21 protein-coding genes are annotated in these 23,921 nt (G+C 70.3%); 8 read left to right on the top strand and 13 right to left on the bottom strand.

The window, feature by feature from the left end; translation table 11 throughout:
* Positions 1 to 31: 31 nt before the first annotated feature.
* The gene (locus tag AB5J49_RS26300; protein WP_369171173.1) at positions 32 to 958 is read right to left on the bottom strand and encodes a metallophosphoesterase; all 927 of its coding nucleotides are present in this window, start codon (positions 956 to 958) and stop codon (positions 32 to 34) included.
* A gap of 132 nt (positions 959 to 1,090) precedes the next feature.
* On the opposite strand from AB5J49_RS26300, the gene AB5J49_RS26305 reads away from it, so the two are divergent.
* Positions 1,091 to 1,555 carry a GatB/YqeY domain-containing protein gene (locus AB5J49_RS26305; protein WP_369171174.1) on the top strand — a complete coding sequence of 155 codons (465 nt, stop codon included), beginning with the start codon at positions 1,091 to 1,093 and terminating at the stop codon, positions 1,553 to 1,555.
* A 229-nt stretch (positions 1,556 to 1,784) separates the two neighbouring features.
* Here AB5J49_RS26305 and AB5J49_RS26310 read toward each other — a convergent pair whose 3' ends face one another.
* The gene (locus AB5J49_RS26310) at positions 1,785 to 4,079 is read right to left on the bottom strand and encodes a transglycosylase domain-containing protein (protein WP_369171175.1); all 2,295 of its coding nucleotides are present in this window, start codon (positions 4,077 to 4,079) and stop codon (positions 1,785 to 1,787) included.
* A 531-nt stretch (positions 4,080 to 4,610) separates the two neighbouring features.
* On the opposite strand from AB5J49_RS26310, the gene wblA reads away from it, so the two are divergent.
* Positions 4,611 to 4,949, top strand: a complete 339-nt coding sequence (gene wblA / locus AB5J49_RS26315) for a transcriptional regulator WblA (RefSeq protein WP_062697668.1) — start codon at positions 4,611 to 4,613, stop codon at positions 4,947 to 4,949.
* Between the two features lie 69 nt (positions 4,950 to 5,018).
* Here wblA and AB5J49_RS26320 read toward each other — a convergent pair whose 3' ends face one another.
* Together AB5J49_RS26320 and AB5J49_RS26325 are read right to left on the bottom strand one after the other, a co-directional pair.
* Positions 5,019 to 6,470, bottom strand: coding sequence for an ArsA family ATPase (locus tag AB5J49_RS26320; protein WP_369171176.1), 1,452 nt, complete (start codon positions 6,468 to 6,470; stop codon positions 5,019 to 5,021).
* A gap of 109 nt (positions 6,471 to 6,579) precedes the next feature.
* Entirely contained in the window at positions 6,580 to 7,557 is a 978-nt protein-coding gene (locus tag AB5J49_RS26325; protein WP_369171178.1) for an ArsA family ATPase, read from the bottom strand.
* Positions 7,558 to 7,663: 106 nt separating this feature from the next.
* Between AB5J49_RS26325 and AB5J49_RS26330 the strand changes: the two genes are divergently transcribed.
* The 3 genes from AB5J49_RS26330 (at position 7,664) to AB5J49_RS26340 (ending at position 9,196) form a co-directional block, all read left to right on the top strand.
* Positions 7,664 to 7,825: a DUF4177 domain-containing protein gene (locus tag AB5J49_RS26330; RefSeq protein ID WP_010986011.1), complete on the top strand. Its 162-nt coding sequence runs from the start codon at positions 7,664 to 7,666 to the stop codon at positions 7,823 to 7,825.
* Positions 7,822 to 8,289, top strand: a complete 468-nt coding sequence (locus tag AB5J49_RS26335; RefSeq protein WP_369171179.1) for a RidA family protein — start codon at positions 7,822 to 7,824, stop codon at positions 8,287 to 8,289. The genes AB5J49_RS26330 and AB5J49_RS26335 overlap by 4 nt, the downstream gene beginning before the upstream one ends.
* A gap of 79 nt (positions 8,290 to 8,368) precedes the next feature.
* On the top strand, positions 8,369 to 9,196 hold the full coding sequence (locus AB5J49_RS26340; protein ID WP_369171181.1) for a nucleotidyltransferase: 828 nt from the start codon (positions 8,369 to 8,371) through the stop codon (positions 9,194 to 9,196).
* 7 nt (positions 9,197 to 9,203) lie between these two features.
* Here AB5J49_RS26340 and AB5J49_RS26345 read toward each other — a convergent pair whose 3' ends face one another.
* From AB5J49_RS26345 to AB5J49_RS26355, 3 genes are all read right to left on the bottom strand, one after another.
* Entirely contained in the window at positions 9,204 to 10,034 is an 831-nt protein-coding gene (locus AB5J49_RS26345; RefSeq protein ID WP_369171182.1) for an MBL fold metallo-hydrolase, read from the bottom strand.
* Positions 10,035 to 10,101: 67 nt separating this feature from the next.
* Positions 10,102 to 10,968 (bottom strand): NUDIX hydrolase, encoded by an 867-nt coding sequence (locus tag AB5J49_RS26350; protein WP_369171183.1) that lies wholly within the window; start codon positions 10,966 to 10,968, stop codon positions 10,102 to 10,104.
* 142 nt (positions 10,969 to 11,110) lie between these two features.
* On the bottom strand, positions 11,111 to 11,785 hold the full coding sequence (locus AB5J49_RS26355; RefSeq protein WP_369171185.1) for a Crp/Fnr family transcriptional regulator: 675 nt from the start codon (positions 11,783 to 11,785) through the stop codon (positions 11,111 to 11,113).
* A gap of 345 nt (positions 11,786 to 12,130) precedes the next feature.
* Here AB5J49_RS26355 and nth point away from each other — a divergent pair, with 345 nt between their 5' ends.
* From nth to AB5J49_RS26370, 3 genes are all read left to right on the top strand, one after another.
* Positions 12,131 to 13,153, top strand: coding sequence for an endonuclease III (gene nth / locus AB5J49_RS26360; protein ID WP_369171186.1), 1,023 nt, complete (start codon positions 12,131 to 12,133; stop codon positions 13,151 to 13,153).
* A 244-nt stretch (positions 13,154 to 13,397) separates the two neighbouring features.
* Positions 13,398 to 14,093 (top strand): CoA pyrophosphatase, encoded by a 696-nt coding sequence (locus AB5J49_RS26365; RefSeq protein ID WP_369171187.1) that lies wholly within the window; start codon positions 13,398 to 13,400, stop codon positions 14,091 to 14,093.
* Positions 14,094 to 14,192: 99 nt separating this feature from the next.
* Positions 14,193 to 15,392: a MarP family serine protease gene (locus AB5J49_RS26370; RefSeq protein WP_369171189.1), complete on the top strand. Its 1,200-nt coding sequence runs from the start codon at positions 14,193 to 14,195 to the stop codon at positions 15,390 to 15,392.
* A 13-nt stretch (positions 15,393 to 15,405) separates the two neighbouring features.
* On the opposite strand, the gene AB5J49_RS26375 is transcribed toward AB5J49_RS26370, so the two are convergent.
* The 6 genes from AB5J49_RS26375 to AB5J49_RS26400 all read right to left on the bottom strand — a co-directional run bounded on the left by AB5J49_RS26375 (position 15,406) and on the right by AB5J49_RS26400 (position 23,732).
* Complete coding sequence (locus AB5J49_RS26375; protein ID WP_369171190.1) at positions 15,406 to 15,588, bottom strand: hypothetical protein; 183 nt, start codon at positions 15,586 to 15,588, stop codon at positions 15,406 to 15,408.
* Between the two features lie 127 nt (positions 15,589 to 15,715).
* The gene (locus tag AB5J49_RS26380; protein ID WP_369171191.1) at positions 15,716 to 16,654 is read right to left on the bottom strand and encodes an alpha/beta fold hydrolase; all 939 of its coding nucleotides are present in this window, start codon (positions 16,652 to 16,654) and stop codon (positions 15,716 to 15,718) included.
* Positions 16,651 to 17,154, bottom strand: a complete 504-nt coding sequence (locus tag AB5J49_RS26385; RefSeq protein ID WP_369171192.1) for a phage holin family protein — start codon at positions 17,152 to 17,154, stop codon at positions 16,651 to 16,653. Before AB5J49_RS26385 ends, AB5J49_RS26380 begins: the two co-directional genes overlap by 4 nt.
* 77 nt (positions 17,155 to 17,231) lie before the next feature.
* Entirely contained in the window at positions 17,232 to 18,671 is a 1,440-nt protein-coding gene (gene nhaA, locus AB5J49_RS26390) for a Na+/H+ antiporter NhaA (RefSeq protein WP_369171193.1), read from the bottom strand.
* Between the two features lie 185 nt (positions 18,672 to 18,856).
* Positions 18,857 to 20,815 carry an acetate--CoA ligase gene (gene acs, locus AB5J49_RS26395; protein WP_369171195.1) on the bottom strand — a complete coding sequence of 653 codons (1,959 nt, stop codon included), beginning with the start codon at positions 20,813 to 20,815 and terminating at the stop codon, positions 18,857 to 18,859.
* Positions 20,816 to 21,140: 325 nt separating this feature from the next.
* Positions 21,141 to 23,732 (bottom strand): bifunctional SulP family inorganic anion transporter/carbonic anhydrase, encoded by a 2,592-nt coding sequence (locus tag AB5J49_RS26400; protein WP_369171196.1) that lies wholly within the window; start codon positions 23,730 to 23,732, stop codon positions 21,141 to 21,143.
* Positions 23,733 to 23,921: the final 189 nt, after the last annotated feature.

Genomic DNA, 23,921 nt, shown 5'->3' on the forward strand with positions numbered 1-23,921 from the left:
CCCGCCCCGCCAACTACCCCCGCCCCCTCAACTACTCCCGTCCCACCAACGTCAGCAACGTCGCCTCCGGCGGGCAGGCGAAGCGGAACGGGGTGTAGCGGTTCGTGCCGCAGCCCGCCGACACGTGCAGGTACGCCGTACGGTCCTCCGCGGTGTGCGTGGACAGGCCCTTCACGCGGTCCGTGTCCAGGTCGCAGTTGGTGACCAGGGCGCCGTAGAAGGGGATGCAGACCTGGCCACCGTGGGTGTGGCCGGCGAGGATCAGGGGGTAGTCGTCGGCCGTGTAGGCGTCCAGGGCGCGCAGGTACGGCGCGTGGACCACGCCCATCGCGAAGTCGGCGGTGCCGGACGGGCCGCCGGCCACCTGCTCGTAGCGGTCCCTCTTGATGTGCGGGTCGTCCAGGCCGGTGAGTTCCACCGACACGCCCTCGACCTTCAGCGTCCCCCGCGTGTTCGTCAGGTTGAGCCAGCCCGCGGCGTCGAAGCCGTCGCGCAGGCCCTCCCACGGGTTGTGGATCGCGCCGACGACGGGCGGGTTGCCGTTCAGGCCGTGGCGGCCCTGCAGCTTCTCGACCAGGTAGCGGGCGGGGTTGCGCGGCGTGGGGCCGTAGTAGTCGTTCGAGCCGAAGACGTACGCGCCCGGGAACTCCATCAACGGGCCCAGCGCGTCGAGGACCTCCGGCACGCCTTCCGGGTCGGAGAGGTTGTCGCCGGTGTTGATCACGAAGTCGGGGCGCAGGCCGGCCAGCGAGTGCAGCCAGCGCTGCTTCTTGCGCTGGCCGCGCACCATGTGGATGTCGGAGACCTGGAGCACGCGCAGCGGACGCATGCCGGCCGGCAGGACGGGGATCGTCACCCGTCGCAGGCGGAAGGAACGGGCCTCGAAACCCGCCGAATACAGCAGACCGGCGGCGCCAACCGCCGTGATGCCCAGGGGTACTCCGTATCGCGCGTGCATACCACCCATCGTGTCAGACCGGGGGAGTGTCACCGGACGGGCCGTCCTCGACCGCTACCGGTACGACGTCTGCGCGCAGGTCCCTTGAAATCAACGGGCGTTCCGCACCCCACACCTGCGACAATCAACGCCATGACCACGCTCAAGTCGAAGCTGCAGGAAGACCTCAACGCCGCGATCAAGGGGCGCGACGAGCTCCGCTCCTCGACGCTCCGGCTGACGCTCGCCGCGATCACCAAGGAGGAGGTCGCGGGCAAGGAGAAGCGCGAGCTCTCCGACGACGAGGTGCAGAAGGTGATCACCCGCGAGGCGAAGAAGCGCCGTGAGGCGGCCGATGCCTTCGCGCAGGGTGGTCGTCCCGAGCAGGCCGAGCGGGAGAAGGCGGAGGGCGAGGTCCTCGCCGCGTACCTGCCGAAGCAGCTCAGCGACGACGAGCTGGACCAGATCGTCGCCCAGGCCGTCGAGGAGGCCAAGGCGGCCGGCGCCGAGGGCCCGCGGGCCATGGGCGCCGTCATGAAGATCGTGAACCCGAAGGTCGCGGGTCAGGCGGAGGGCGGTCGCGTGGCAGCGGCGGTCAAGAAGCTGCTGGCCGGCTGAGACCCCCGGCACGGGCAGCCGACGCCCCGCAGCAGGTGCCCGCAGTCGGCACCCGCAGCAGGTGCACGCAGCCGGCACGGGCAGCCGACGCGGACAGCCGACAGTTGCGTACGCCCGTGCGACCGGCCCCCTACGACAGACGGCCCCCGTCCCTTCGTACGACCGACACGAAGTCCTCGTACGAAGGGACAGGGGCCGTCCCTGTCTCAAGGGGCAAGGGAGCGCCGCGTCAGTCGCGGCCTCCGTTGCCGTTCCCGTTCCCGTTCGTCTGGCCCTGCCACCAGCCCTCCGGGATCGAGAAGGTCGGTGTCGGGAACGTGCCGCCGTCCGTGCCGCCGGTGTTTCCGCCGCCGACCAGGCCGCCGATCAGGTTGTCGTCGCCGTTGTCCCCGTCGTTGCCGCCGTTCTGGTTCCCGTTCCCGTTGCCGTCTCCGTCACCCCGGTCACGGTCCTCGTCGTCCGGGATGCGGACGAAGTTGAACTGCTCGACGGGCTTGCCATCGAGGGCGCCGATCATGGCGTCGCGCCAGATCGGGCCGGGGACCCGGCCGCCGTAGACCAGGTCGTGGAACTCGCCGCCGATGTAGATGTTGCGCATCTTGACCTTCTGGGTGGCGCTGCCGACCCAGACGGCGCCCGAGAGGTTCGGCGTGTAGCCGACGAACCAGGCGTTGCGGCGCTCGTCCGTCGTACCCGTCTTACCGGCGCTGTCGCGGTCGGTGAGACCGGCCTCCTTGCCGGTACCGGAGTCGACCACGCCTTGGAGCAGGTTGTTGATGGTGTCCGCGGTCTGCTCGGACATCGCCCGCGAGCACGTCGACTTCGGCACCTCCAGCGACTTCTGCTTGCCGCCGACCTTCTGCGAGATCGACTCGATGGCGATCGGCGTGCAGTACATGCCGCGGGAGGCGAAGGCGGCGTACGCGCTCGCCATCGTCAGCGGCGAGAGGCCGACGGAGCCGAGGGCGATGGCGGGGCGCTCGGGGAGCTTGTCGCCGTTGCCCTGACGGACCTGGAGCTTGTCGGTGATGTTGACCACCGGGCACAGGCCGATGTCGGCGATCATCTGCACGAAGTAGGTGTTGACGGACAGCTCCATCGCCTTCTTCAGGCGGTACGGGCCGTGCTCCGACTCGCTCTCGTTCTCCAGCTTCTCGTTGTTGCGGTTGGTCCACGGCGCGCTCTCGCACGTCTGGACCGGGCTCGGGTACGGCATCTCGTACGGCGACGAGTACTGCTGCGTCGGCGGCCGGCCCTCCTCCAGCGCGGCCGCCGCGACGAACGGCTTGAACGTCGAACCGGTCGGGAAGCCGAAGTTGGAGCCGCCGTACGCCGAGTCGACCGAGTAGTTGAGCTCGGTCTCGTTCTTGCCGTAGCCGTACGGCTTCGACTGGCCCATGCCGAGGATCTTGCCGGTGCCGGGCTCGACCAGGGTGGCCGCGGCCGCGACCTTGTCCGTCTGGTTGACGTGGTCCTTGAGCGAGGCCTGGACCGAGTCCTGGGCCTGCGGGTCGAGGGTCGTCGTGATGGTCAGGCCGCCCTGGTTCCAGATCTTGGCGCGGGCCTCGCGGTTCTTGCCGAAGACCGGGTCGCTGACGAAGACCTTCTCGACGTACTTGCAGAAGAAGCTGGCGCCCTTGGTCGCGGTGATGCAGCCGTTCTTGGGCTTGCTGACCTTCAGGCCGAGCGGGGTCTCCTTGGCCTTGTCGGCCTCCGCCTGGGAGACGTCGCCGAGGTCGGCCATGCGCTGCAGCACGGTGTTGCGCCGCTTGGTGGCCTCGGCCTCGTCGTTGACCGGGTCGTAGCGGCTGGGCGACTGGACGATGCCGGCGAGCAGCGCGGCTTCCTGGAGCTTGAGGTCCTTGGCGGACTTGGAGAAGTAGCGCTGGGCGGCGGCCTCGACGCCGTACGCCTGCTGGCCGAAGAACGTGATGTTCAGGTAGTTCTCGAGGATCTTCTTCTTGCCGAGCTCCTCCTCGACCTGGATCGCGTACTTCAGCTCCTTGATCTTGCGGCCGAGGGTCTGCTGGGTGGCCTGCGCGACCTTCGTCGCGTCGTCGCCGGCCTCCTCGACGAAGACGTTCTTCACGTACTGCTGCGTGAGCGTGGACGCTCCCTCGCTGACACCGCCGCTCTGGGCGTTGCGGTTGAGGGCACGCAGGACGCCCTTCAGGTCGACCGCGCCGTGCTGGTAGAAGCGGGCGTCCTCGATCGCGACGATCGCCTTCTGCATGTTCGGCGCGATGTCCTTGAGGTCGACCACCGTGCGGTCACGGGAGTAGACCGTGGCGATCGTGCCGCCCTTGGCATCCAGGATCGTGGTGCGCTGGCTCAGCGGCGGGGTCTTGAGGTTGGCCGGGAGCTCGTCGAAACTCTCGACCGATCCCTTGGCGGCAAGTCCCAGCGCGCCGACGGCGGGCAGCGCGATGCCGGCCAGCACGGCTCCCGCTAGCACACTGACACCGAGGAACTTGGCGGCCTGCTGAGTGGCCGACAGACCACCGCCTGAGCGCTTCTTTGGCATGGGGGCAGCCTAAACCGTAGAGATGAGCGAACCGAGGGCCGACCGTGCGGGAGCACGCGATGGACACGGCGGGCCGACGTGAGCCGTGACACGGCAAAGTCAGCCGTCCACCCGCGAGCGGAGCTCGCTGATGGATGCAGCCCATTCGCCGGACAGGCGCGCAGGCGTTGGCCTAAGCTGCTCTCAACTGTCACAGCAGTGCGGCCACGTATCAATACGTCCGGCGACCCCGAATCGTTGCGGATGTTCCCCACTTTTTTGGTGGGCGCGTGTCCGAATCCGCCTTGTGTGTCATCGGGCGTCCGTTGTGACTCAACTGAACTGTCCCAGTTTGCCGGGAAAGTCACGCATGTCGCCAGCTCACTCCCCCGGGTGATCTGCCGCTTACGCATAGTCCGTTCGGGCCATTCAAGATTGGGCCCGAAGGGGGTGTTGCGCTGTGCCCACCTTCCGTAACGTCCTCAACTGGCGGCGGTGAATATGCCGCTGCCGCCGTGGGGGAGCCTCGATTCGGGAGAGGACGGCGCCGGTATGGGCTGGGTAGTCGACTGGAGTGCGCAGGCGGCCTGCCGCACTACCGATCCGGATGAACTGTTTGTTCAGGGAGCAGCGCAGAACAGGGCCAAGGCAGTGTGCACCGGATGTCCGGTGCGTACGGAGTGCCTGGCTGACGCGCTCGACAATCGCGTCGAGTTCGGCGTGTGGGGAGGCATGACGGAGCGGGAGCGCCGCGCACTGCTGCGCAGGCGGCCGACCGTCACCTCGTGGCGCCGGCTGCTGGAGACGGCACGTACGGAGTACGAGCGCGGGGCCGGCATCCTGCCGCTCGACGACGACGAGGTGTACGAGAACTACGCGGCGGTGAGCTGAGGGGGCCCACGAGGTCTCCCCGCACAGTGCGGACAGGGTCTGCCCTCGGGCGGGCCCGCGAGGACTCCCTCAGGCGCCGACCGCGGGATCAGGCAGCTCCGGCCGATTGGCCGCGAGCCGGTTTCCGATGTCCCGCAGGCCCGCGAGGTCATGTACATCGCCGGGCAGCGCGGCCACTTCGGCCACCGCCACCTCGGGGTGGAGCGCGGTGAAACGGTCACGCGTGCGCTGCTCGCGGGAGAGCAACTGCATCCGCTCGGCGTGCAGCCTCAACAGGCTTGCCGTGAGCTGGTCGACGGACCGCTCCAGATGCGGGGTGTCGGGCTGTGGCTCGTCCGTGGCTGCGGGTCGCTCCGGGTCCGTGACGGCGGGGGAGCCTTCGTCAGGAGCCGGTGCCTCGGAAGCGGCCGATTCTGAACTGTCGTACGTGTCGGGGGAGTTACGAAGTCCAGCTTTCCCGCCCTCCTGATCCACAATGCGGGGCTCTTCAAGATTTTCCGCGGCGGCGAGCGCCCGCTCGGCGGACAGCCGGTCGGCGCCGCTGCCGTGGACCCGGTTCAGCACCAGACCCGCGAGCGGCATGTCCTCGGCGGCCAGCCGCTCCACGAAGTACGCGGCCTCCCGCAGCGCGTCCCGCTCCGGCGCCGCCACCACCAGGAACGCCGTGCCGGGCGCCTGCAGCAGCTTGTACGTCGCGTCCGCGCGCGTACGGAAACCCCCGAACATCGAGTCCATGGCCGCCACGAAGGTCTGTACGTCCTTCAGCAACTGCCCGCCGAGCAGCTTGCCGAGCGCGCCCGTCATCATCGACATGCCGACGTTCAGGAACTTCATCCCCGCGCGCCCGCCGACCTTCGCCGGGGCCAGCAGGACGCGGATCAGCTTGCCGTCCAGGAACGAGCCGAGCCGCTTGGGCGCGTCCAGGAAGTCCAGCGCCGAGCGGGACGGCGGCGTGTCGACGACGATGAGGTCCCACTCGTCCTTCGCCCGCAGCTGGCCCAGCTTCTCCATCGCCATGTACTCCTGCGTGCCCGCGAAGCCCGCCGAGAGCGACTGGTAGAAGGGGTTGCCCAGGATCGCGGCCGCCCGCTCGGGGTCCGCGTGCGCCTCGACGATCTCGTCGAAGGTGCGCTTCATGTCGAGCATCATCGCGTGCAGCTCGCCGCCCGCCCGTCGCCCACCACCACCCTCAACCGAATCGCCGCGCGATGCCCCTGAGTGATCCTCGACGCCCTTCACCCGGCGCGGGGTGTTGTCCAGCGAGTCGATGCCCATGGACTGGGCGAGCCGGCGGGCCGGGTCGATGGTCAGCACGACCACTTTCCGACCTCGCTCGGCGGCCCGCAGCCCCAGTGCCGCCGCCGTCGTGGTCTTGCCGACGCCGCCCGAGCCGCAGCACACCACGATGCGGGTGCCCGGGTCGTCGAGCAGCCGGTCGAGGTCGAGCACGCGCGCGGGGGCGAGGTGAGGGGGATGCTGGCGCGCGGCGTCGTGCGCCTGGGCGGCTTCCGGACGGCTCATGACATCCCCTGCTTCCGACGCTGACGCTTCTGACGTACGGCGCGCCGGTCCCGCCGTACGACGGGCCGCTCCCGGCGTGCCGCGCACTGCCCCTGCCTTGAGAACGGACTCATGACAGGCCCTGTTCCCGCAGCTCGCCCGCGAGTTCGTACAGGCCCGCCAGATCCATGCCCTCGGCCAGCAGGGGCAGTTCGTGCACCGGCAGCCCCAACTCCTCCAGGACCGCCCGCTGCTCGTGCTCCAGCGTGTGCCGCTCGGCGTACTCGTCGGCCTGCGCCCGCAGCGGGTCCACCAGCCGCTCGGCGTTCCCGCCGCGCCGCGCCCCGCCGAGTCCGGCCGAGGACAGCGACTTGGCCACGGCGGCGCGCGGCACACTGCGTACGAGTTCCAGGTCGGTCGCGTCCAACACCTCGGGCCGCACCATGTTCACGATGATCCGCCCCACCGGCAGCCGCGCCCCCCGCAGCTCGGCGATCCCGTCCGCGGTCTCCTGGACGGGCATCTCCTCCAGCAGCGTCACCAGGTGCACGGCCGTCTCCGCCGACTTCAGCACCCGCATCACGGCCTGCGCCTGATTGTGTATCGGCCCGATCCTGGCGAGCCCCGCCACCTCGTCGTTGACGTTCAGGAAGCGGGTGATGCGCCCGGTGGGGGGCGCGTCCATCACGACGTAGTCGTAGACGAACCGCCCGCTCTTCTCCTTGCGGCGCACGGCTTCACACGCCTTGCCGGTCAGAAGGACGTCCCTCAGCCCCGGCGCGATGGTGGTGGCGAAGTCGATGGCGCCGAGCTTCTTCAGCGCCCGGCCGGCGCCGCCCATCTTGTAGAACATCTGGAGGTAGTCCAGAAGGGCCAGTTCGGGGTCGATGGCGAGGGCATACACCTCCCCGCCCCCTGGAGCGACGGCGATCTTCCGCTCCTCATAAGGCAGCGCCTCTGTCTCGAAGAGCTGCGCGATGCCCTGCCTGCCCTCGACCTCGACGAGAAGCGTCCGCTTCCCCTCGGTGGCGAGGGCGAGCGCGAGCGCGGCGGCGACCGTGGTCTTTCCGGTCCCGCCCTTGCCGCTGACGACCTGGAGCCTGCTCACGCCTTCGAGCCTAACCAGTCGCCGCGCGAGTCACGCGGCAGCCTGTGGACAACCTGAGAGCAGTCGGCCGCATGGACCCCTCCGGGCAGCGGATAAAGTCGGCCACATGACCAAGTGGGAATACGCAACCGTGCCGCTGCTCGTCCACGCCACGAAGCAGATTCTGGACACCTGGGGCGAGGACGGCTGGGAGCTCGTCCAGGTCGTGCCCGGGCCGAACAACCCCGAGCAGCTCGTGGCCTACCTGAAGCGGGAGAGGCAGGCATGAGCGCGGTCGAGGCGACCCTCGCCGAGCTGGGCCTGACGCTCCCGGAGGTGGTGCCTCCGCTGGCCGCGTACCAGCCGGCCGTGCAGTCGGGCGTGTACGTCTACACCGCCGGCCAGCTCCCCATGGTGCAGGGCAAGCTTCCTGTCACCGGCAAGGTGGGCGCGGAGGTCACGCCGGAGGAGGCCAAGGAACTGGCGCGTACGTGCGCGCTGAACGCTCTGGCCGCCGTCAAGTCCGTCGTGGGCGACCTGGACCGCATCGCCCGCGTGGTGAAGGTGGTGGGCTTCGTGGCATCGGCCACGGACTTCACCGGCCAACCGGGCGTCATCAACGGCGCGAGCGAACTCCTGGCCGAGGTCCTCGGCGACAAGGGCGTCCACGCGCGCAGCGCCGTGGGCGTGGCCGTGCTTCCGCTGGACGCGCCGGTGGAGGTCGAGGTCCAGGTGGAGCTGACGGAGGCGTAGGCCTTGGGTGGTGGGGGCGGCGTACCCCAGCCGGAAAAATGAGCCGCCCCCCGACCTCCCGGCAGGGCACAGTGGCCCCATGGCCGAAACCGCTCCTTGCAGAGGGCTCGACGCTCAGGGGTACATCGCGCGCGAAGGCTCCCTCGCGCGCGTTCCCCACGACTTCCGGCCGGTCGTCGCCACCGCGCGCGACCGCCTGGTGGATGTGTTCGAGGCGCGGATGCACAGCGCCTATCTCTACGGCTCGATTCCGCGCGGCACCGCGCGCGTGGGGCGCAGCGACCTGGATCTGCTGGTCGCCCTGCACGCGGAGCCGACCGAGGCGGACCGGACGGACGCGCGCGTGCTCGACGCGGCGCTGGACAAGGAGTTCGCGCAGATCGACGGGGCCGGGACGCTGCTGGACAGTCGCAGGCGGCTGCTGAGCGACCTGGAGACGTACGACCTCGGGTGGTTCGTCGCCTGCCTCTGTACGCCCCTGCTCGGGGAGGATCTCGCCGAGTACCTGCCGCGCTACCGCCCCGACACGCTGCTCGCGCGCGAGACCAACGGCGATCTCGGCCTTCTGCTGCCTCGGTGGCGCGAGCGGATCGACGACGCCGACGACAGTGAGGACGCACGCAGGCCGTTGGTGCGGTTCATGTCGCGGCGTCTGGTGCGGACCGGGTTCACCCTTGTCATGCCCCGCTGGGGCGGGTGGACCAGCGATCTGCGGGAGATGGCGGAGGCGTTCGCGGCGTACTACCCGGCACAGGCCGAGCAGATGCGGGTGGCGGCCGCTCTCGGGTACGAGCCGACGGGCGACGCGGGCATCCTCCGGTCGTACGTCGAGGACCTCGGGCCGTGGCTCGTGGACGAGTACGCGCGCGTGCACGGGGTCAAAGCGCCGCGGCCTCAGGAGGCGTAGTCACGGGCTAGATGAGGCCGTGCTCCTCCAGGTAGTCCAGCTGCGCCCGCACCGACAACTCCGCCGCCGGCCACAAGGAGCGGTCCACGTCCGCGTACACGTGGGCGACGACCTCGGCAGGCGTGCCGTAGCCGTCCTCGACGGCCGTCTCGACCTGGGCGAGGCGGTGGGCACGGTGGGCGAGGTAGAACTCGACGGCGCCCTGGGCGTCCTCCAGGACCGGCCCGTGGCCGGGGAGGACGATGTGCACGCCGTCGTCGACCGTGAGGGACCTGAGCCGCCGCAGCGTGTCCAGGTAGTCGCCCAGACGGCCGTCGGGGTGCGCCACGACCGTCGTACCGCGGCCCAGGATCGTGTCGCCGGTCAGGACGGCGCGGTCGGCCGGGAGGTGGAAGGAGAGGGAGTCGGCGGTGTGGCCCGGCGTCGGAACGACGCGCAGCTCCAGCCCGCCGACGTCGACCACGTCCCCGGCCGCCAGTCCCTCGTCGCCGAGCCGGAGCGCCGGGTCGAGGGCACGCACGCGCGTGCCGGTCAGCTCGGCGAAGCGGACGGCGCCCTCGGCGTGGTCCGGGTGGCCGTGCGTGAGCAGGGTCAGGGCGACGCGCTTGCCGGACTTCTCGGCCGTGTCGATGACGTTGCGCAGGTGTCCCTCGTCCAGCGGGCCCGGGTCGACGACGACGGCGAGGTCGGAATCCGGCTCGGCCAGGAGCCAGGTGTTGGTGCCGTCCAGGGTCATCGCGGAGGGGTTGGGCGCGAGGACGTTGACGGCGCGGGGGGTGGCGGGGCCGGAGAGGACCCCGCCTCGCGGCTGGCCGGGGAGGGCTGCTGCGTCCGTCATACGAAGGGGCCTTCCGGGGCTGAGGGCGGTGCGGGGACTGAGGGCGTTGCGGGGAGGGGGCGCGGGGTCATGCGGGGGCCCCGCCGGACGGGATGTGCTTGGTGAACTCGTCGTGGCCCGGCCAGGAGAGCACGATCTCGCCGTCATCGAGGCGGGCCTGTGCCAGTACGGCGGTCAGGTCCCGGTCAGGGGCGGCGGCGAGGGCGTGGGCGGCGCTGTCGTACGGGGTCAGCTGGCGAAGGGTCGCGATGGTGGGCGGCATCATCAACAGCTCGCCCTTGTCGTAGGAGGCTGCGGCGTCGGCGGGCCGGATCCACACCGTACGGTCGGCCTCGGTGGAGGCGTTGCGGGTGCGCTGACCCTCCGGGAGGGCGGCGACGAAGAACCACGTGTCGTAGCGGCGGGGCTCGAACTCCGGAGTGATCCAGCGGGTCCAGGCGCCCAGGAGGTCCGAACGCAGGGCCAGTCCCCGGCGGTCCAGGAACTCGGCGAACGACAGGTCCCGGGCGACCAAGCCGGCCCGGTCGGCCTCCCAGTCCTCGCCTGTGGTGTCGCCGACGACGGAAGCGTCGGTGGGCCCGGCGAGCAGGACACCCGCCTCCTCGTACGTCTCCCGTACCGCCGCACAGACGATCGCCTGGGCCGCCGCCTCGTCGACGCCGAGCCTCTGTGCCCACCACGCGCGCGTGGGGCCCGCCCAGCGGATCCGATGCTCGTCGCGGGGATCGACGCCGCCACCGGGGTAGGCGTACGCGCCGCCGGCGAAGGCCATGGAGGCGCGGCGGCGCAGCATGTGCACGGCTGGGCCGGAGTCGGTGTCCCTGAGCAGCATGACGGTGGCCGCGCGCTTCGGAACGACGGGGGTGAGGCTTCCTTCCGCGAGCGCACGGATGCGGTCCGGCCACTCCGGTGGGTACCACTGCCCGTTTGCCATGGGCGGAGGCTATCTCTTGGTGCGTGGATGTTCGAGGGGGGCCGAATACAGCGGGGTCCCGCCTCGCAGTGAGACGGGACCCCGGCGTCGTATGACTGGACGCTGACCGGACGTGCTGACCGGACGCGTGGCTGGAAAGCGCCTAGCGCGACCGCTTGGCCAGCCGCTCCACGTCGAGCAGGATCACCGCACGCGCCTCCAGGCGGAGCCACCCACGCTGCGCGAAGTCGGCCAGCGCCTTGTTGACCGTCTCGCGGGACGCGCCGACCAGCTGGGCCAGCTCCTCCTGGGTGAGGTCGTGGACGACGTGGATGCCCTCTTCGGACTGCACGCCGAAGCGGCGGGAGAGGTCGAGGAGCGCGCGGGCCACACGACCGGGGACGTCCGAGAAGACGAGGTCGGACATCGCGTCGTTGGTGCGGCGCAGACGGCGCGCGACCGCGCGCAGCAGCGCGGTTGCCACCTCGGGGCGGGCGTTCAGCCAGGGCTGGAGGTCGCCGTGGCCCAGAGCCAGCAGCTTGACCTCGGTCAGCGCGGTGGCGGTCGCCGTGCGCGGGCCCGGGTCGAAGAGGGACAGCTCGCCGATGAGCTCGCTGGGGCCGACGACTGCCAGCATGTTCTCGCGGCCGTCGGGTGAGGTGCGGTGGAGCTTCACCTTGCCCTCGGTGACGACGTAGAGCCGGTCACCGGGGTCGCCCTCGTGGAACAGGGAGTCACCGCGTGCGAGGGTCACCTCACTCATGGAGGCGCGGAGCTCCGCGGACTGCTCGTCATCGAGCGCCGCAAAGAGCGGGTTGCGCCGCAGAACGTCGTCCACGAGTTCTCTCCTTGTCGACCTGCTCAGGGGATGTCTCCCCTGCGTACCAGGGGACCGTGCTCCCCATTTTGCCGGACCGTCCAAACAGTGTGATCTGTCACAAGGATGCCGCACAGGTGTCCCGAGGTAAGCGGCAGGGGTCCAATTGGGGGCCGATCTTCAGGGTCCGGGGCGGATGTCAGTGTCGGGCTTTAGGCTGGCCGGGTGTCCAAATCGCCGGTGAGAGCACAGGCCAAGGGGGCTGGGCGGGTGGTTGCACGTCGCGATTCCGCTGTGGGCGAACAGGTCCCTGGTGGCGGAGGGAAAACGGCAAAAGCGGCGAAAGGGGCGCTGGATGAGGCGTCGGTGGGTGGCGAGAAAGCGGCGGTGAAGAAGTCGGCGGCCGCGAAGAAGACCGCGCCGGTGAAGAAGGCCGCGGCTGCGAAGAAGGCCGCGCCTGCGAAGAAGACGGCGGCGGCCAAGAAGACGGCGGTTGCGAAAAAGGTGTCCACAAAGAAGGCGATCGCCAAGAAACCCGCCATCGCCCCGATAAAGGCCACCGCCGCAGTAAAGGGTGCCTCCCCCGTCAAAACCGTCACTCCGAAGCCCCCCACGGCCGAGTCCCGCACCGCCCTCGTGCGCCGAGCCCGCCGTATCAACCGCGAACTCGCCGAGGTCTTCCCGTACGCCCACCCCGAGCTGGACTTCGACAACCCCTTCCAGCTCCTGGTCGCCACGGTCCTGTCCGCCCAGACCACCGACCTGCGCGTCAACCAGACGACTCCCGCGCTGTTCGCCAAGTACCCCACCCCCGAGGACCTGGCCGCCGCCAACCCCGAGGAGGTCGAGGAGATCCTCCGTCCGTGCGGTTTCTTCCGGGCCAAGACCAAGTCGGTCATGGGCCTGTCGAAGTCGCTGGTGGAGAACCACGGTGGCGAGGTCCCGGGCCACCTGGAGGACCTGGTCAAGCTGCCCGGCGTCGGCCGCAAGACGGCCTTCGTGGTTCTCGGTAACGCCTTCGGCCGCCCCGGCATCACCGTGGACACGCACTTCCAGCGGCTCGTGCGGCGCTGGCAGTGGACCGAGCAGACCGACCCCGACAAGATCGAGGCCGAGATCGGCGCGCTGTTCCCCAAGAGCGACTGGACGGATCTCTCGCACCACGTGATCTGGCACGGCCGGCGTATCTGTCACGCCCGCAAGCCCGCGTGCGGCGCCTGTCCCATCGCGCCGCTCTGCCCGGCGTACGGCGAGGGCGAGACGGACCCGGAGAAGGCGACGAAGCTCCTCAAGTACGAGAAGGGCGGCTTCCCCGGCCAACGCCTCAAGCCCCCGCAGTCCTACCTGGACGCGGGCGGCAAGCCGGCCCTGCCCCTGGGGGCCGGATGACGGTGGGAACCGCAGGGGTCGGGGCGCTGCGACGCGGCCGCGCGGTCCGGGCGGGACGGTTTGGGTGCCGGCCGGCGGGTGGTCGTACAGCCGGGGCGGGATGGTCCGGATGCCTGCCGGCGCACGGTCGTACAACCGGCGCGCAACCGTCCGGGTGCCTCCCGGCATGCGGCGGACGTACGGGACGGGCGGAACGATCCAGGTGTCGTCGGGCGTTGGAATCGGCAGGACGCAGGGGGTGGCGATGACGCGCGCGAGTGGTACGCAGGACGGGCCGGTGGTGCTGAGCAAGGACGGGCTGCCGGCCTGGCTGGCTCCGATGGTGCGGGTCGTGGAGACGGTCGAGCCGCTGCAGCTGAGCCGCTTCCTTCCGCCGGAGAGCGGGGCGGGGCGACAGTCCGCCGTACTGGTCCTCTTCGGCGAGGGTGAGCGCGGGCCCGAGCTGCTGCTCATGGAGCGGGCCAGCTCACTGCGTTCGCACGCCGGCCAGCCCTCCTTCCCGGGCGGCGCCCTCGACCCCGAGGACGGTGACCCGAAGGCCGACGGGCCGCTGCGGGCCGCTCTGCGCGAGGCCGAGGAGGAGACCGGGCTCGATCCGGGCGGCGTCCAGCTCTTCGGCGCGCTGCCCAAGCTGTACATCCCGGTCAGCGGCTTCGTCGTGACGCCCGTGCTGGGCTGGTGGCGTCGGCCGAGCCCGGTCGACGCCGTCGATCCGAACGAGACGGCGCGCGTCTTCACCGTCCCCGTGGCGGATCTCACGAACCCGGACAACCGCGCCACGACCGTCCACCCCAGCGGCCACCGAGGTCCGGCATTTCTGGTCGAATCGGCTCTGGTCTGGGGCTTCACAGCCGGGATCATCGACCGGCTGCTCCATTTCTCGGGCTGGGAGCGACCTTGGGACCGGGAGAAGCAGGTCCCGCTCGACTGGCGGTCATGACAGGGTGTCTGCCGTGCTGTGTTGCCCGGGGTGCGCCCGCCCTCGGTCCCCGCGGCCGTTCTGTGGTGATCGGAAAGTGACGAGGCGAGGCCTGAAGCAGTGAACGTGGTGGACATCCTGTTGCTGGTCGCCGCCGTGTGGTTCGCGATCGTGGGCTATCGCCAGGGCTTCGTCGTCGGCATCCTCTCGGTGATCGGTTTCCTCGGCGGCGGTCTCGTGGCCGTGTACCTCCTTCCGGTCATCTGGGACGCGCTGACCGACCACGCGGAGGTGAGCACGGCCGCCGCCGTGGTCGCGGTCGTCGTCGTCATCATCTGCGCCTCCGTCGGCCAGGCCTTGACCACCCACCTCGGCAACAAGCTGCGCCGGTACATCACTTGGTCCCCGGCCCGCGCCCTGGACGCGACCGGCGGCGCCCTCGTCAACGTCCTCGCCATGCTCCTGGTGGCCTGGCTGATCGGCTCGGCCCTCGGGCAGACCACCCTGCCGGGGATGGGCAAGGAGGTCCGCAGCTCCAAGGTGCTGTTGGGCGTTTCCGAGGCCCTGCCCGACGAGGCCGACACCTGGTTCAAGGACTACACCTCGTTCCTTGCGCAGAACGGCTTCCCGCAGGTCTTCAGCCCGTTCGCCAACGAGCCGATCAAGGAGGTCGCGCCGCCCGACCCGGCCCTGGCTAACAGCCCGGTGGCGACCCGCGCCCAGCGCTCCATCGTCAAGGTCATGGGCACGGCGACGAGTTGCGGCAAGGTCCTGGAGGGCACCGGCTTCGTCTTCGCCGAGCGCCGGGTCATGACCAACGCGCATGTCGTCGGCGGCGTCGACGAACCCACCGTCCAGATAGGCGGCGAGGGCAAGAGGTACGACGCGACGGTCGTCCTCTACGACTGGGAGCGCGACATCGCCGTGCTCGACGTGCCGAACCTCAAGGCGCCCGCGCTGCAGTTCACGGCGACCGACGCCGAGAGCGGCGACAGCGCGATCATCGCGGGCTTCCCGGAGAACGGCTCGTACGACGTGCGTGCCGCGCGGGTGCGCGGGCGCCTGCCGGCCAACGGCCCGGACATCTACCACCGCGGCACCGTGCACCGTGATGTCTACTCGCTGTACGCGACCGTCCGCCAGGGCAACTCCGGCGGCCCGCTGCTCACGCCTGAGGGCAAGGTGTACGGCGTGGTCTTCGCCAAGTCCCTCGACGACGCCGACACCGGTTACGCGCTCACCGCCGACGAGATCCAGGAGGACATCGTCAAGGGGCGTACCGCCAACCAGCAGGTGGACAGCGACAGCTGCGCGCTCTGACGGCCGGTCGAGGTCAGGTGCGCGGGTGGCGCAGGCGCACCGAGACCCAGCGGGCCCGGCGGCGCAGAATGCGCGGAATGCCCACCCGGGGGTCTGCGCCCGGCGCCTGCGGGGCGCTGCCTCGCTGGTGAGGGCTCAGCCCACTGGCCGAGCGGCGGTTGCGTGCTGCGTCACTGTAGTCGTGCGTCCAGCCCATACCCCGACGTCTGCCCCTGCCCCAAGGTCGATAACCGCCCCCAGGGCGCCCAATTGGCCTATGCGCCGGGCAATTGGCTGTTCGTAGGACACGCGTTCAGTTCCGGATACCGGGCGCATCGGCGCGGTCACCGATCGGGTTCGGGATCTTTCAGCCAGTTGATCAGTTCGGTGGAGAAAGCGACCGGGTCTTCCTCGTGGGGGAAGTGCCCGAGCCCGTCGAACAGCCGCCAGCGGTACGGCGCTTCGACGTACTCGCCCGAGCCGGCCGCGCTGCGCGTGCGCATCACGGGGTCGAGGGAGCCGTGCAGATGCAGCGTCGGCACGCGCACCGGTCGCTTCATGCGCCGGTTGAACTGGATGCCGTCGGGGCGGGCCAGCGAGCGCACCATCCAGCGGTACGGCTCGATCGAGCAGTGCGCCGTCGACGGGATGGAGATCGCGCGGCGGTACATCTCCACCGCGTCGTCGTCCGGCAGGCGCGGGCCCGACCAGTCGCGGACCAGGCGGCCCACGAGTGCCCCGTCGTCCGCCGTCAGTTGCCGCTCGGGAATCCAGGGCCGCTGAAACCCCCAGATGTAGGAACTCGCACCCGTCTGCTTGACGTCCGAGAGCATCGCCGAGCGCCAGCGCCGGGGGTGTGGCATGGACGCGACCGCGAGCCGCCGTACGAGCTTGGGGCGCATCACGGCCGCCGTCCACGCCAGGTATCCGCCCAGGTCGTGGCCGACCAGTGCGGCGTCGGGCTCGCCGAGCGAGCGGATCACGCCGGTGATGTCGAGGGCGAGGTTGGCCGGGTCGTAACCGCGCGGCGTACGGTCGCTGCCGCCGACGCCCCTGAGGTCCATCGCGACGGCCCTGAAGCCCGCGTCGGAGAGGGCGACGAGCTGGTGCCGCCAGGTCCACCAGAACTGTGGGAAGCCGTGCAGCAGCAGCACCAGCGGGCCGTCGCCCATCTCCGCGATGTGGAAGCGCGCACCATTGGCGGCCACGTCCCTGTGTGTCCAGGGACCATCCAGTCGTACGACTGAGGCAGGCTGGGCCGAAGGGGTGGCGGGATCCGTCATGACGACGAGCGTGCCACAGCCTCGATGGCCGCCGGCGCCCGGTCCTCCAGCTCCGGCGTCGTCGCCGGGGCCGGACGCGGGTGCGGCTTGGCCTTCTGCAGGACGCCCGCCGTCTCCTTCACCGAGGCGGCGACCTTCTGCGGACCCTTGCTCTTCTTGGCCTTCTTCGCGAAGACGACACCGATCAGCGCGAGGACCCCGGCGACGAGGACGTTCGCCGCGAAGGACAGAACGAAGCAGATCGCGAGGTTCCAGTCGGTCCACGTCCGAATGCCGTACGCCAGGGCGAAGTTCAGCATCGGCAGGGAGAACACCAGCACGGCGCCGGCCAGCGTGAACGCGCCGCCGCTCGTCGCGCCGCGCTTGACGTCCTGCTTGAGCTGCGCTTTCGCCAGTGCGATCTCGTCGTGCACCAGCGCCGACATCTCGGTCGTCGCCGAGGCGAACAGCTGGCCGATGCTGCGTTCGGCGCCGACCGGGCTGCCGTCGGGTGCGCTCATCGCGGTCTCCCTCGTAGTTACGGTTCCGTCTTCTGCCTGACTGCGTACGGTTCCGTCTTTTGTACCGTCCCGTCAGATCATGCCCGACGGTGCTCCTCCTCGCTTGCCCCGCCCGCCACTTCGGCAAGCGCGTGGCGTGCGGCGGTCTGCTCGTCGGCGATACGGCGGTGCTCGGCGGCCTTGCGCTCGTGGATGGCGGCCATGCGCAGGTGGTATTCCGGCGTGTCCTCTTCGTAGATGTCCGGAATGCCGTCCGCGTCCTCGTCGCGCTCCTCGGCCTCGACCATCCTGCGGTACTTGGCGTTCCGTATCTTCAGCAGCACCGTCGCCAGGGTCGCCGCAGCGAGGGAGCCGAGGAGTACGGCCGCCTTGATCTCGTCGGTCATCGTGGCGTCGCCCTCGAAGGCGAGTTCGCCGATGAGCAGCGAGACGGTGAAGCCGATGCCGGCGAGGGTCGCGACGGCGAACACGTCGCCCCACTCCAGGTCGTCGCTGAGCGAGGCCCTGGTGAAACGTGCCGTCAGCCATGTACCGCCGAAGATGCCGACCGTCTTGCCGACGAGAAGGCCGAGGACCACACCGAGCGTCTCCGGCTGGGCGAACACCTCGCCGAGCGCGCTGCCGGAGATGGTCACACCGGCGCTGAACAGCGCGAACAGCGGCACGGCCAGGCCCGCCGACAGGGGACGTACGAGATGCTCGATGTGCTCACCGGGGGAGTGCGGCTCGTCCTCGTGCCGAGTGCAGCGCAGCATCAGACCCATCGCCACGCCGGCGATGGTGGCGTGGACGCCGCTGTTGTACATCAGCCCCCAGATCACGAGGGCGAGCGGGACGTACACGTACCACCCGCGTACGCCCTTCCTCAGCAGCAGCCAGAAGACTGCGAGGCCGACGGCCGCGCCGCCGAGCGCGGCGAAGTTGATCCGGTCGGTGAAGAAGACCGCGATGATCAGGATCGCGAAGAGGTCGTCGACGACGGCGAGCGTGAGCAGGAAGGCGCGCAGCGCGCTGGGCAGGGAGGTGCCGATGACGGCGAGGACGGCGAGCGCGAAGGCGATGTCGGTGGCGGTCGGGACGGCCCAGCCCGCCGACGAGCCGCCACCGGTGACATTGGTCAGCGTGTAGACGAGCGCGGGGACCGCCATCCCGCACAGCGCGGCCACGACCGGCAGCGCGGCAGCCTTGGGGTCCTTGAGATCACCGGCGACCAGCTCACGCTTGAGCTCGATCCCGGCGACGAAGAAGAAGATCGCGAGGAGCCCGTCGGCGGCCCAGTGCTCGATGGACAGATGCAGGCCGAGGGCCTCGGGGCCGAGGTGGAAGTGGCCGACGCTCTCGTAGCTGTCGTGCAGTGCGGGTACGTTCGCCCAGACCAGCGCGGTGATCGCGGCGATGAGCAGGAGCACGCCACCGACGGTCTCGGTGCGCAGCGCCTCCGCGACGAAGTTCCGCTCGGGGAGGGACAGTCGTCCGAAGACCTTGCGGGCGGGGGCGGTGGTGCGGGGCGCGGCCACGGGGGAGACCTCCGGTCGGTGGGCAGGACAAAGCACATGCCGACCAGACTTCCCGGCGCACCTCAGGGTGAAGCTATTTTGATTAGTTTACCTAAGAAGGCGCCGGACTGCATCCGTCGATCTCCACCGTACGTACGCGAAGGGCACCCGGCGCGCTGGTCGCCGGGTGCCCTGGGTGGTGGTACTCAGTCCTCGCTGGGTGCGGCGGGGAGCTTGGCCTGGATGAGGTCCATGACCGTCGAGTCGGTCAGCGTCGTCACGTCACCGAGCTGGCGGTTCTCGGCGACGTCCCGCAGCAGACGGCGCATGATCTTGCCGGAGCGGGTCTTGGGCAGCTCGGCCACCGGCAGGATCCGCTGGGGCTTGGCGATCGGGCCGAGGGTGGCGCCGACGTGGTTGCGCAGCTCCCCCACCAGGCCCTCGTCCTCGGCGTTCGCTGTGCCGCGCAGGATGACGAAGGCGACGATGGCCTGCCCGGTGGTCTCGTCGGCGGCGCCGACCACGGCCGCCTCGGCGACGGACGGGTGGGAGACCAGGGCGGACTCGACCTCCGTGGTGGAGATGTTGTGCCCCGACACGAGCATGACGTCGTCGACGCGGCCCAGCAGCCAGATGTCGCCGTCGTCGTCCTTCTTCGCCCCGTCACCGGCGAAGTACTTGCCCTCGAAGCGCGACCAGTAGGTGTCGAGGAAGCGCTGGTCGTCGCCCCAGATGGTGCGCAGCATCGACGGCCACGGCTCGGTCAGGACCAGGTAGCCGCCCCCGCCGTTGGGCACCTCGTTCGCCTCGTCGTCGACGACGGTCGCGGCGATGCCGGGCAGCGGCGTCTGCGCGGAACCCGGCTTGGTCGCGGTGACGCCCGGCAGCGGGGAGATCATCATCGCGCCCGTCTCGGTCTGCCACCAGGTGTCCACGATCGGCGTGATGTCGGCCCCGATGTGCTTGCGGTACCAGATCCACGCCTCGGGGTTGATCGGCTCGCCCACGGAACCCAGCACCCGCAGGCTGCTGAGGTCGAACTTCGCGGGGATGTCGTCGCCCCACTTCATGAACGTACGGATGGCGGTCGGCGCCGTGTACAGGATGGTCACCCCGTACTTCTGCACGATCTCCCAGAAGCGGCCCTGGTGCGGAGTGTCGGGCGTGCCCTCGTACATGACCTGCGTCGCGCCGTTCGCCAGCGGCCCGTACACGATGTACGAGTGGCCGGTGACCCAGCCGACGTCGGCGGTGCACCAGTAGACGTCGGTCTCCGGCTTGAGGTCGAAGACCGCGTGGTGGGTGTACGCGGCCTGCGTGAGGTAGCCGCCGGAGGTGTGCAGGATGCCCTTCGGCTTACCCGTCGTCCCGGACGTGTAGAGGATGAACAGCGGCTGCTCGGCGTTGAAGGCCTCGGGGGTGTGCTCGGCGGACTGCCGCTCGACGATCTCGTGCCACCAGACGTCGCGGCTGTCGTCCCAGGCGACGTCCTGGCCGGTGCGCCGTACGACGAGCACGTGCTCGACGTTGTCCACCTTGCCGACCGCCTCGTCGACGGCCGGCTTGAGCGCGGACGGCTTGCCGCGCCGGTAGCCGCCGTCGGAGGTGATGACGACCTTGGCGTCCGCGTCCTGGATACGGGTGGCCAGAGCGTCCGCCGAGAAGCCGCCGAAGACGACGGAGTGCGCGGCGCCGATGCGGGCACAGGCCAGCATCGCGACCGCCGTCTCGGGGATCATCGGCATGTAGACGGCGACCCGGTCGCCCTTTTGAACGCCCAGCTCCAGCAGGGCGTTGGCGGCCTTGGAGACCTCGTCCTTGAGCTCGGCGTAGGTGAGGGCGCGGCTGTCACCGGGCTCGCCCTCGAAGTGGATGGCGACGCGGTCGCCGAGGCCGGCCTCCACATGCCGGTCCACGCAGTTGTACGCGACGTTCAGCTCGCCGTCCTTGAACCACTTCGCGAACGGCGGGTTCGACCAGTCCAGTGTCTCCGTCGGCTCCTTGGCCCAGGTCAGCCGACGGGCCTGCTCAGCCCAGAAGCCGAGCCTGTCAGCCTTGGCCTGCTCATACGCCTCCGCCGTGACATTGGCGCCGGAGGCCAGGTCGGCGGGGGGTGCGAACCTGCGCTCTTCCTTCAGCAGGTTGGCCAGGCTTTCGTTGCTCACGACATCTCCCTTTCCCAGGGTGTCCGTTGTGTCCCAGGCCACAGCTCATCAGACCCAGGGGTCCGATGACAAGGGTCGACGGAAAATTGGTTTAGACCTGTCGGCGGGAGCCGGCCCCGGGGGTGGCCCGGAGGTGCTTTCGACGCCAGGGTCATCCGTTCCCACGGACGCCGGGCGGACGCGGTTCAGGTCTGTAACCCCTTTCACATTCCCTTTCACATTCCGGCCCGGCGCAGGTGAAACACCGTCCCTCACCTTCAGGGGCGTCGGCCCCTTACGCGAAGCGCGGCCCCGCGCCGAACGGGGCCGCGCGCACCTCTGCCCGTCACGCCGACAGATCCGCCACTCCCACGTCGTCGAACACCTCGTCCCCGTTCCCTTCGTCCCCGTTCCCCTCGCCGAGCAGATACGCCTGCGCCTCGCCCACGTGGAAGTACATGCCGTGCAGCTCCAGCGCCCCTGCCCGCAGGGCTTGGGCCACGGAGTCGTGGGCGCGCAGGTGCTCCAACTGCTGGACCACGTTGGTCAGGCAGAGCTGCTCGACCGCGTCGGCCGGCGCCCGCCCGGCGAGTCTGGCCCACGGCCGGCTCTCGTCGGACAGCCGCTCCAGGCTCGGCAGCCCGTGCCGCAGCCACCGCCGCAGCGGGGTCTGCGGACCACCGGGCTCGGAGTTGAGCAGCGCCTGCATGGCCCCGCACCCGGAGTGCCCGCACACCGTGATGGACCGCACCTGCAGCACGTCCACCGCGTACTCGATCGCCGCAGCCACCGAGTCGTCCCCGCTCTCCTGGTCGGGCAGCGGAACGAGGTTGCCGACGTTGCGCACCACGAACAGGTCGCCCGGACCACTGGAGGTGATCATCGAGGTGACCACCCGCGAGTCCGCGCAGGTCAGGAAAAGCTGCGAAGGCTGCTGCCCCTCCCGCGCCAGCCGCGCCAGCTCTCCCCGCACCAGGGGTGCGGTGTTGCGCTGGAACGCGCTGATGCCACGGGCCAGTTGATGCGAGTTCGGTCGGCTCCCTTCGGCTCCGCCGGATCCGTCGGCTCTGCTCCCACCGGGGCGGCCGGACCCGGTGGGCCCGTCGGCTCCGCCGGGCTCGCCGGCCGTGTCGAACTCGCCCGTGGTGCTGGAGGTGCCGGTGTCGCAGGGCGCGTCGCCGGTCCTGTCGGTCTCGCCGTCGCCGCTCCCGGTCGCCCGCGCCTTACCGGGGCGTCCGCCCTGGGATGTGACGGACTCCGGGATCTCGCACTGGTGGTTGCGCCAGGGCGTCCAGGGGTGGCACCGGCAGTCGGCCGACTCGGCCGCGTTCGTCCCGGCGTCGAGATGGAGGCCGACCGGTCCCGACGGCTCGCCGATCCGGACCCCGGCCCTGCGGCCGATCAGCTCGACGGAGCCGCCGTGCGCGGTGTGCGAGTTCTGCCAGTCCTGCAGTGACTCGTACGCCGCGTGGTCCATGAACGACCCGTCCAGCTCCACTACGGCGTCGGCGCCTTGGGGTACGAGATGCAGGGCCCGGCTGAGCCGTGGCACCGCGAGGAACGTCAACTGCCCTCGTACATGTACGTGATGGACTCCTTCCTTCTCGTCATGCGTGATCCGGGTGCGGGTGAGGCGGTGCAGGGCGACGGCGACGGCCATGGCGACCCCCAGCGCCACGCCCTCCAGGACGCCGAAGAACACCACGCCGAGGGTGGTGACGGCATACACCAGCACCTCTCGGTGGCGCGTCACCGTGCGGATGTGGTGCAGGGACACCATCTGGATGCCGACGGCCATCACCAGGGCGGCGAGCGAGGCGAGCGGGATGAGCTCCAGGATCGGGACCATCAGCAGAGCGGCGACTACTACGAAAACGCCGTGCAGCATCGTGGAGTTCCGGCTCACGGCACCGGCTTGCACATTCGCCGAACTTCGCACCGCCACACCGGCCACGGGCAGTCCTCCGAGCGTGCCCGAGACGATGTTCGCGGCGCCCTGTCCGAGCAGTTCGCAGTCCAGATTGGAGCGGCTGACGCGAGCGGGCCGACCGGGGCGGGCGGCGACCAGATCGAGGCGGGAGGCGACCAGCTTGTCCACCGCGACCGCGCCGAGCAGCGACTGCACGCTGCACACCAGCGTGATGGTGAGCACGGCGGCGGCGAGTCCGAGCACCGGGCCCTCGGGGAGCCCGGCCAGGGCGTGGCTGCTCCAGGACGGCAGGTCGACCTTGGGCAGGGTGAGCCCGGCGAGTGAAGCGGTGACGGTGGCACCGGTGACGGCGACGAGTGCGGCGGGGACCTTGTGCAGGAGGCGTCCGATGCGGCCGGGGATCCGCGGCCAGAGCAGCAGCAGGGCCAGCGTCAGCGCGCTCACCGACACGGCGGCCGGGTGCACGTTCGCCAACTGGGCGGGCAACGCCCGGAGGTTGTCGAGGACCGCGCTCTGCGGGGTGCTGCCCAGGACGATGTGCAGCTGCGCCACGGCGATGGTGACGCCGATGCCGGCGAGCATGCCGTGCACGATGGCGGGGCTGACGGCCAGGGCGCTGCGGGCCACGCGCAGGCAGCCCAGGCCCAGTTGGGCCAGGCCGGCCAGGACGGTGATGGCGCAGGTCGTCCGCCAGCCGTAGCGGTGGATGAGGTCGGCGGTGACGACGGTGAGCCCGGCGGCGGGGCCGCTGACCTGGAGGGGGGAGCCGCCGAGCCATCCGGCGACGATTCCTCCGACGGCCGCGGCGACGAGGCCGGCCTGGAGGGGGGCGCCGGTGGCCAGGGCGATGCCGAGGGACAGGGGGAGCGCGATCAGGAAGACCGCGATCGAGGCTGACACATCGGCGCCCGCGATGCGGTAGCGGCGGGGCGGGGGTGGGCTGTGGGGCTCGTGGATGCGCGTCTCTCGACGTGGGTCTTCGGCGCGGGTGGGGGTGCAGGCGGACATGTTTCCCGTCTCCTCCGGGGCAGCGCGGTCGCGGATCTGGTGGTCCCCCGCTCCTGGGCGAGGGGTCGGGTCGCGGCCGTGTGGTCACGGCATGCAGCGGCGGGATGCATCAACAGTCGGTAAACGGATCGTAATGCAGAGTAAAGGAACGGAATGGATTTTCCGAGCAAATGGACTAATAAATCCCCC

The organism is Streptomyces sp. R28 (assembly GCF_041052385.1).
GTDB lineage: Bacteria > Actinomycetota > Actinomycetes > Streptomycetales > Streptomycetaceae > Streptomyces.

Coding starts and splice junctions, on each gene's coding strand:
- AB5J49_RS26300 (WP_369171173.1), bottom strand. CDS start 958: ATGCACGCGCGATACGGAGTACCCCTGGGCATCACGGCGGTTGGCGCC.
- AB5J49_RS26305 (WP_369171174.1), top strand. CDS start 1,091: ATGACCACGCTCAAGTCGAAGCTGCAGGAAGACCTCAACGCCGCGATC.
- AB5J49_RS26310 (WP_369171175.1), bottom strand. CDS start 4,079: ATGCCAAAGAAGCGCTCAGGCGGTGGTCTGTCGGCCACTCAGCAGGCC.
- wblA (WP_062697668.1), top strand. CDS start 4,611: ATGGGCTGGGTAGTCGACTGGAGTGCGCAGGCGGCCTGCCGCACTACC.
- AB5J49_RS26320 (WP_369171176.1), bottom strand. CDS start 6,470: ATGAGCCGTCCGGAAGCCGCCCAGGCGCACGACGCCGCGCGCCAGCAT.
- AB5J49_RS26330 (WP_010986011.1), top strand. CDS start 7,664: ATGACCAAGTGGGAATACGCAACCGTGCCGCTGCTCGTCCACGCCACG.
- AB5J49_RS26335 (WP_369171179.1), top strand. CDS start 7,822: ATGAGCGCGGTCGAGGCGACCCTCGCCGAGCTGGGCCTGACGCTCCCG.
- AB5J49_RS26340 (WP_369171181.1), top strand. CDS start 8,369: ATGGCCGAAACCGCTCCTTGCAGAGGGCTCGACGCTCAGGGGTACATC.
- AB5J49_RS26345 (WP_369171182.1), bottom strand. CDS start 10,034: ATGACGGACGCAGCAGCCCTCCCCGGCCAGCCGCGAGGCGGGGTCCTC.
- AB5J49_RS26350 (WP_369171183.1), bottom strand. CDS start 10,968: ATGGCAAACGGGCAGTGGTACCCACCGGAGTGGCCGGACCGCATCCGT.
- AB5J49_RS26365 (WP_369171187.1), top strand. CDS start 13,398: ATGACGCGCGCGAGTGGTACGCAGGACGGGCCGGTGGTGCTGAGCAAG.
- AB5J49_RS26375 (WP_369171190.1), bottom strand. CDS start 15,588: ATGGGCTGGACGCACGACTACAGTGACGCAGCACGCAACCGCCGCTCG.
- AB5J49_RS26380 (WP_369171191.1), bottom strand. CDS start 16,654: ATGACGGATCCCGCCACCCCTTCGGCCCAGCCTGCCTCAGTCGTACGA.
- AB5J49_RS26385 (WP_369171192.1), bottom strand. CDS start 17,154: ATGAGCGCACCCGACGGCAGCCCGGTCGGCGCCGAACGCAGCATCGGC.
- AB5J49_RS26400 (WP_369171196.1), bottom strand. CDS start 23,732: ATGTCCGCCTGCACCCCCACCCGCGCCGAAGACCCACGTCGAGAGACG.